The organism is Candidatus Zixiibacteriota bacterium, assembly GCA_040753495.1.
Classification (GTDB): domain Bacteria; phylum Zixibacteria; class MSB-5A5; order GN15; family PGXB01; genus DYGG01.
In genome coordinates this window covers 1-8,036 of record JBFMEF010000195.1, presented here as the reverse complement: position 1 = coordinate 8,036, position 8,036 = coordinate 1, and the positions used below count along the sequence as shown (strand labels likewise).

10 protein-coding genes are annotated in these 8,036 nt (G+C 51.3%); 9 read left to right on the top strand and 1 reads right to left on the bottom strand.

Features of this window, described 5'->3' with window-relative positions; all coding sequences use genetic code 11:
• The 9 genes from AB1690_12720 to AB1690_12680 form a co-directional block, all read left to right on the top strand.
• Positions 1-734 (top strand): hypothetical protein (locus AB1690_12720; GenBank protein MEW6016166.1); only part of this gene is annotated, 734 nt, incomplete at its 5' end.
• A gap of 249 nt (positions 735-983) precedes the next feature.
• Complete coding sequence (locus AB1690_12715) at positions 984-1,184, top strand: hypothetical protein (GenBank protein MEW6016165.1); 201 nt, start codon at positions 984-986, stop codon at positions 1,182-1,184.
• 103 nt (positions 1,185-1,287) lie between these two features.
• Positions 1,288-3,195, top strand: coding sequence for a tetratricopeptide repeat protein (locus tag AB1690_12710; protein MEW6016164.1), 1,908 nt, complete (start codon positions 1,288-1,290; stop codon positions 3,193-3,195).
• 28 nt (positions 3,196-3,223) lie between these two features.
• The gene (locus AB1690_12705) at positions 3,224-4,066 is read left to right on the top strand and encodes a hypothetical protein (GenBank protein MEW6016163.1); all 843 of its coding nucleotides are present in this window, start codon (positions 3,224-3,226) and stop codon (positions 4,064-4,066) included.
• A gap of 45 nt (positions 4,067-4,111) precedes the next feature.
• Positions 4,112-4,870: a MotA/TolQ/ExbB proton channel family protein gene (locus AB1690_12700; protein ID MEW6016162.1), complete on the top strand. Its 759-nt coding sequence runs from the start codon at positions 4,112-4,114 to the stop codon at positions 4,868-4,870.
• A gap of 3 nt (positions 4,871-4,873) precedes the next feature.
• Positions 4,874-5,368, top strand: coding sequence for a biopolymer transporter ExbD (locus tag AB1690_12695; GenBank protein MEW6016161.1), 495 nt, complete (start codon positions 4,874-4,876; stop codon positions 5,366-5,368).
• 21 nt (positions 5,369-5,389) lie between these two features.
• The gene (locus tag AB1690_12690; GenBank protein ID MEW6016160.1) at positions 5,390-6,031 is read left to right on the top strand and encodes a biopolymer transporter ExbD; all 642 of its coding nucleotides are present in this window, start codon (positions 5,390-5,392) and stop codon (positions 6,029-6,031) included.
• A gap of 1 nt (position 6,032) precedes the next feature.
• A complete protein-coding gene (locus AB1690_12685; protein MEW6016159.1) occupies positions 6,033-6,779 on the top strand; it encodes a TonB family protein in 747 nt (248 codons plus the stop codon).
• 55 nt (positions 6,780-6,834) lie between these two features.
• Positions 6,835-7,572 (top strand): energy transducer TonB, encoded by a 738-nt coding sequence (locus tag AB1690_12680; GenBank protein MEW6016158.1) that lies wholly within the window; start codon positions 6,835-6,837, stop codon positions 7,570-7,572.
• Positions 7,573-7,575: 3 nt separating this feature from the next.
• Here AB1690_12680 and AB1690_12675 read toward each other — a convergent pair.
• The coding region (locus tag AB1690_12675; protein ID MEW6016157.1) for a hypothetical protein at positions 7,576-8,036 on the bottom strand (461 nt) is incomplete at its 5' end.

The window sequence follows — 8,036 nt, the reverse complement described above, 5'->3', positions numbered from 1 at the left end:
TGCGACGCGACCTTCTGGAGAAGTCGTTTTCACTTAATAACGTTGCGATGCCCCGGGTGGAAAAATTCCCCCCCTATTTCTGCTTCTTCAAAATCGGCGAAAGAGGTCTCAAATACCCCTTTGCGGTGTACAAAATATCCCTTGATTCCTCCGGTCAGCTTATCGATTTCTCCGAATTCTGCTCCAGTCGCCCCGAATGTGCCGAAAACTTCGGCCGGGCCTTGCTTCATGCCGCTTACACTCCGGGCAGAATCAAGGGCAACAATCGCCGCTCTGAATTCTACCTGACCGTTCGGTTCTTCGACCAGCTTAAGTACCCTACCCGGGAGTGGCGCTTCGATTCAAGCCTCTCTGCGGAGTCTATTTATGATTACTTCCGCCTGGAGTCGGCCCTCTCGGTAGATTCTATAGTAAATCCTCCGCTGCCCCTCGGCACCAGTACCGGAGAGGTGCCGTTCAATTATCCGGTTCGTATTGTCGACACCCTGCGGGCGTATGTCAAAATAGACACTCTTGGAAAAATTCAGGCGGTGTCATTTGGCAGGTTGGAGAACAGGAATCTTGATTCGCTGGGGAGGGCGATTCTAAATGAGTTGGACTTCATCCCGGCGCGTGACCTGCTTGACCGCAAGGTTGATTTCCGCGGCGAGCTCTTTCTGAGGTTTGACGGTAGTAATATTTCACGAATCCGCTTTGAATGGCTTCCCCGCCGGGCTCAGCCGGTATTTTATTAATCGCTTATCTGAATTTGGTTTAGGAGCCGCCTTAAATTTTGCCGTCGGGGTCCGACCGCAATATCTGCGTTCGATGAAAACGATGTCGATTCTTTTGAACCACGTAACTTCTTATCTCCCATACGAAAATAGTTTGTATTGCTTTTGAAGGCGGAATGTGGCACATTAATTGATGAAAATATATTGTATGGTAAGAGGTTATTGGGAAGAATCCTCCCTGCAAGATGTATAAATATTGGAGTGAATTTTATGATAGAGTCACGCGCCAGTTATATCGTCAGCATGGTTTCAGCCGCACTGGTTCTAATCGCCGGCATCTATGTCGTCTTCTTCCTGCCTTTTGACCTGACCCCGGCCATTCGACTTTTGATTTCAGTTCTGCTGGCGCTCTATCTTTTCATTCGGATACAGTACTTGCGGAAACAGTTCAAGAAAAGAGATGAACAGTGAGGAGTAATCGACTGCCATGACCACAATAAAAGCCTTGACAAAAAGCGTTATTCAGGTATTATATCGTTTTAATTTTTTTGCCTTGTGCAGAGAGGTGTTTATTTTGAAAGGCGTATCATCAAGGGGGGCGGCCGCCATAGGGCTGATCAGCCTTTTTGCTCTGCTGATTTTTCCGCTGACCGCATCCCTCCAGACCGCTAAACCGGAAATTACCGAGGCCCTCCAGAGCGGCGACACAACTCGTGCCGTCAGCCTTATCGAAAACGAAATCAAACTCGACCCCAGCAACGGTTACAATTATTTTCTGCTGGGCAAGATTCATGAAACCAGAGGGCAGTTGCCTGATGCGGAAAAGCAGTACCAGTTGTCTTTTGACAAAGACGGCAAGTTTTACCAGGGGTTATACGCCCTCGGTCTTATCCAGTTGAAACTGAACAAAGTTGACGCCGCCGAGAAAAGTTTCTCCCTCGGCCTGAAGAAATCGAAAGATATGAAAGCCGCCTTTAACAATGGAATGGGGCTGGTCTATATGGCGAAGGGCGATTACAATTCCGCCGACCGCGCCATTCGTCAGGCAATCATTCTCGATTCTCTCAACGCCGAGTATCATATCAACCTGGGCGATGTCAATTACATGATGAAAGTCTATCCGCTGGCTCTGGCCGAATACGAAACCGCTCTCAAGCTCGACACCGCTTCCCTCGATGTTTACTTCCATATGGCGGAAGCCTGCCTGGAACTGAAAGATTACACCTGCGCTCTGGAGAAGTTGAAGATAGTCTTGACGCGAGACAGCACTCACGCCGATGCCTGGATGCGCGCCGGCGGCATTTACTATCGGGCGGCGCTTTCCTCGCGCAATCCAGAGGACGCCAAACGGCGCTTCATGGAGACAATCGGCGCCTATAAGAAATTCATCGAGTTGACCTCCGGCAAGCCGGATAGCACCACCGGACGGGCTTTTTATGAAACCGGCATGGCGTACATGATGATTGGCGGTTATGAAGAAGCCAATTCCAATTTCGCCACCGTTCTCTCGATTCCCGTTGAGCCTAAAGATATATATTTCTATCGCGGACGGGCTTTCCTCGGGATGAGCCAGTTCGATTCCGCCCTTGTCAATTTCAACAAGCATGTCGAATGGGTGGCTAAACAGGGACCCGATTTTGTTTCCGGAATTTCCAACGACGAGTTATACCGGCGCTTCGGCGAAGCGTATGAAAATATGAAGGATTATGCCAACGCCGTGGATTATTACCGTAAGTCGCTGGAGATAGATTCCACCCAGGACCGGGTACTTTACAGCACCGCTATCTGTTATAACTATCTCGGCGATTATCGCAACGCCCTGATTTACTATATGAAACGGATTGCTTTGGGAATAGACGAGCGCTTCTGGTCGATTTATTATAACGCCGCCACCTGCGCTATGTACCTCGCCGAGAAAGAGTCGCAGATGCTGGCGCAGGGGGGAGATGAACCGATTGACGGCATGCCGGTCAGCGCCGACCCGCTGGAGGGTGTCAATCTGCCGCGTCTGGCCGCGGATTATCTGGAAAAAGTTCTGGAGTACAAACCGGATAATATCAAAGCCCAGGGGATGCTGGCATCGATTTATCTTTACCAGCTCTCCGAATGTCCCAAAGGGACCGCCCTTTTCGAGAAAGTCCTTGCCGCCGAACCGGACAACTGCGACGCTCTCAAGTCGCTCGGTTACGCCAGCTTTGCCGGTCTCTGCGCCAAGAACTTCTCCCGCGCCATCGATTATCTCAACCGCGCCTATAATTGCGGTTTGAAAAAAGGGAATGCCGCCTGCAGTGATGTCAACCTGATGCTCTGGATTGCCCAGGCATACCATTTTCGCGCTATTGAGCGCCGCGACGCCAAGCTGAAGGAAGAGTCCAAACAGGATTTTAAGGCGGCTAATGAGTGGTACACCAAAGTCACCAAGTGCGACCCGGGCAATACCGCCGCTCGGGACGGATTCGATAACACCAGGTTCGAGTTTTAAATATAGAGCTGTCTGATTAGGAGATAATATGGCCGAAAATGAACAAAAGGCCGCTGAAAAAAAAGGTATCGACCCCGATGTGAGATTTCGCTATCTGGGATTTGACTACCAGCCCGGCAAAATCGGCGAGCTGTTCAAATCCGAAGAGGAAAAGAAATCGTGGGTGCAGCGGATAATGCAGCGCCGTCAGCGCGGCGCCGGTGTCCGCGACGAATGCACGCTTATGGTGCCGCGGGTGGCGCCATATGAAAAAATTGTTCTTACCGTCACATCGGTCCTGCTGGTGCTGTCGCTTTTCTTCCCCTGGTTTTCCGGATATAAGGAATTTCAGGTGGAGCAGACCCCCACCGAGCAGCAGGCGCTTACCGATGACAGCGGCGCCGGCGGAACCGAGACGCCGCAGAAAGATGAGCGCGGCTTCGCCAGCATTAGCGCCGCTAAAAAGAAAGTTGAAATCAGGAAAGAGTATGCTTCCGCCACCGCGCTGGGCGCCTTCGGCTATCTGGGCGATGTCCTTTCCTCCGGCTTTATCCTTATGCTGACCGGAATCCTCTTTCTTATTTACATGCTGCTCTGTATCGGGCTGGCCGCCTACACCCTCTATGCCCTCTATGGCGTCAAAGGCGACCCCGATACCAAGGCGGTCAAACTGAAAAAGATCCTGAGATGGAACTGGATTCCGGTTGCTATCTGGGGTTTCTGTTTGATTATATCCTTCTTCGGCGCCGACTACTCTTTCAACACCGCTAATACTCTGGTTCAAATCGACAAGAGCTACGGGATTGGAACTTATCTTGGGATATTGTCATACGGATTCTATATCACCCTTTTCGCTTTCATTATGAATGCGGTAAAGGCCATAGAAATTTAAAAATGGGAATTGTGTAATTAATATCAGATTGGAGGTTTTTTTAAGGTGAAACAATCACTCTTCATCACCCTGATTGTGCTGTTTTCATTTGTAATCGGCTATATCGTCTGGGGCGTCATTCTGAAAGCCCAGCCGCCGGGAACAATTGCGCACTCCGTTTACCAGGGAGGTTTTCTGGTCGTTGCCCTGATGGCTATTCTCCTTATGCTCATTGCGTTCATCGTGGAACGGTTTATCTCTCTCTACAAGGTGGCTAAGGGAAAAAGCTCCATTCAGGTTTTCTTCAAGAACCTGATATCTCTGCTCCAGGCCGGCGACTATGACGGCGCCATCGCCGCTTGCGATAAACAGCGCGGCACCACCGCCAACGTCCTTCGCGCCGGTATCGAAAGATATCGACAGGTCAAGGATGATAAATCTATCGACGGCGAGAAGAAAATCGCCTTAACCCAGGCTGCCATTGATGAAGCCAACGCCCTGGAAGGTCCGCTACTGGAAAGAAATCTGATTGCCCTCTCCACCATCGCCTCCATCGCCACCATGATTGGACTTCTGGGCACCACCATCGGTATGATTCGCGCTTTTGCCGCCACCGGTAATGTCGAAGGCGGCGTCATCGATGCCCAGCAGCTGGCTATCGGTATTTCTGAAGCGCTGGTCAATACCGCCGGCGGTCTGATTTCCGGTATAGGTGGAATCCTTTTCTATAACTTCTTTGTTAATAAAGTGGATGCCTTCAATTACACCACTGATGAGGCGACCTTTGAGGTGCTTCAGCTGTTGAAGGCAAAAGAAGGCGTGTAATTTATGGGAATTAAGAAAAAACGGCGAATCAGCATCAGGATCGACATGACCCCGATGGTCGATATTGCCTTTCTTCTCCTTATCTTCTATATGGCGACGACGCAATTTAAGCCACCGGAGGCAAAGGCGGTTACCTTGCCCAGGTCGCACTCGCAGATTAAGCTGCCGGATAAGGATATTATCAATGTCACCGTCTCCAAGAAAGATTCCATCTATGTGGACTTTCTTCAGAAGGAGACAATTACCATCGACGGCAACGAAGTCAGCACGACCGTCCGCAAATACGCCGAGGTCGATACCTATAACGTAAGCGCTGTCATAAACCGCGCTCGCGCCATTAACACGCGCGCCCTGATTGTTATAAAAGCTGACAAAGAAGCCAGTTTTGGAGTCATGAACGATATCATGAATTCGATGAAGGAGAACCATCTAACCCGCTTCCTCATCATCACGGATCAGGAGCGCGAGCTCGCCGCCAGCGGCGCCGGAGGAGCGTAAAGATGGAAAGGAGTGATTTGAATGGCCGGTGAAGTAGTAGAACGCCAAAAACCGGGCAAAGGGAAAGGTCATCGCCGCCCCAAAAGAAGAATCTCTATCCGCATTGATATGACTCCCATGGTCGATATCGCTTTTCTCCTTCTGATTTTCTATATGGTTTCAACCGTCTTCTCCATGCCGCAGGCAATGGAAATCAACCTGCCGCCGGAAGAGGAGCAGACTGAAGTCGAAGTGGCGGAATCGAATCTTCTCACTCTCAGGATTGACGGCTTGGATCGGTTTTTCTGGAATATCGGCAATCCCGCCAAAAATCTTCCCCAGCTGATTCCGCCGGCGAAATCAGCGTCTGACACCAGCGGCTATGTTGTTGACGCCGACTCTTTGAGGAACCTGCTGGTTTCTCTGAACCGGGAGAATCCGAAACTGAGCACCCTAATACTGATTCGGAAAGACGCCCGCTACAACTCCATGGTTGATATTCTGGATGAGATTGATATTCTGGAGCGTTCCTGGAACGCTGCCAGGGCAAAAGAGTTAAATAAGAAGGTGGATGACCTTACGCCCGACGAGAGATTTTCTTATCGCTATGCTATGGGGAACTGGGAGGATAGCGACGATAAAATTATCGAGGCGGCCTCAGCCGCCGTTGGAGGAGGTGTTTAGTATGGCTAAGGTTTACACGCCCAAGTACAGCGACTACGGAGCCTTTGAGCTCAAGATTAAATACCAGCGCAATATGCTGCTGGGGGTTCTCTTCTCGGCGATGCTGGTCGTCGTATTTGTGGGCGGCGCCTATATCTATAAGGCGATTACGGCGGAGGATTATTCCGATGTGCCGGTGCAAATCATCAAGACAATCGCCGACCTCGGTCCCCCTCCCACGGTCGCCAAAAAACCGCCTACCATAAAGATTGACCAGCCGCAGCTGGTGGCTCCCAAAGTCGGTATCCCGAAACCGGTTGCCGATGAAGATGTCATCGACCAGGATGTGGTCATCGCTTCTCGTCAGGAATTGGCTGACATTGTCGCCCCGGACGTCGCCTCCACCGACCTCGACCAGGGGAGCAATGTGGTCGTCGATATTCCCGATGACGCCTACCTGCCGGCTCCCGATGAATTCGTTCCGGTCGAAATCCCGGCTGAAATGATTTACGAAGAGGTGCCGGAATACCCCCGTTTGGCAAAGCAGGCCAATATGGAGGCGGTGGTCTGGGTGAAGGCGCTCGTTGACAAAAACGGCAGCGTTGTCAAAGCAATGGTCTTCAAGTCCTCCGGCTCCAAAGCCGGCTTTGATGAAGCGGCGGTGGCAGCGGCATACAAATGCAAATTCAAACCGGCGATTCAGAACGGTCGTCCGGTCGCGGTCTGGGTGGCATACCAGGTTGAGTTTACCCTGACCGGCGGTAACTGATTTTTAGAACTATCGGCAAATAGTACGGCAACCTCCTTGCTAAAGGAGGTGCTGTATGCCGGAAAGCAATATTGCTCCGGTTCGATTCCCCGCCTGCGCTCTTAAGCTCCGCTATCAGCACAATCTCTTGCTGGGGATGCTTTGTGCGTCATTGACCATAATTACGCCGGCGCTGTATTTACATCTCTCCCGCCTCGTGGATATAATACCCCGTTGCGCCCCGGCATCGGAGACCTGGTCATCTCCACTTGAGCCACTTGGCAAGATTGTTTACAATCCGCTTCCTCCGACGCCGCCCGGTGTCAAAGGTTCGGGCAAGATGCCGCTTCCTGAGAATAATGGTCTGGTTCCCGTTCTTGGTCCGGAGATTGACCAGTATCTGGAGGATTCGGGATATCTTGGCTACTTTGACGAAAGTAAGCCCTTGCCGGTGGAATCGGCCGAACTTGCTTTAGTCGAGAACAGCCGCGACTGGCGTCATTCGATGGATACCTCCATTTATACTTTTAATGCCCCGCTTGAAAGGCTTCCGGAATTGGTCTGGATGAAAGACCCCCAGTATCCGGAGCTGGCGCGGCGCATCGGCACGGAAGGGGAGGTAATACTGAATATTCTGGTCGGCACTGACGGCCGCGCCGAAGAGATTAAAGTCGTGAGCGAAAAACCGGCAAAAGTCGGCTTTGGTGAAAGGGCGTATGCCGCCGCCCTCACTGCCCACTTTCAACCGGCCTTAAACGACCATTACCCCGTCAAATGCTGGGTCAGGCTGCCGGTGGAATTTAAACTCAATTAATATCTAAGGGAGTAACCGACGGTAATAGATAAGGCTGGCAAGGAAAAGCGCAGAACCGATCGCGACATAAACGGGTGAGAGAAACGGTTTGGGGAGGGGAGAGTGGCGCAACAGATATCCAAGGAGAATCATCACTCCAAATAGAAGGTAACTGCGCCGGTTCTGAAAGGCGAACAGGCAGACTTTGTCTTTTCCCGGCGCCTGCGCATATATCCGCGCCAGATTCTTGCGGGCAAGGGGGGAGAATCCGAAATGCGCAATCGCCGCTCCGGCAACTGTTGCCGCCAGGACAGAAATGACCGCCAGAGAGTTGAATTCCTCCAGCCAGCTGACGCCACCGACTATCAAAACGCTCCCGACTATTAGCCAGAGGATTCCGGCCAGCAGTACCAAAAATTCTCTCTTTGCGGCAGGCGCTTTCATTGCCGCAAAGTACTGCATTGAAGCCAAAAAATAAAGGGGTC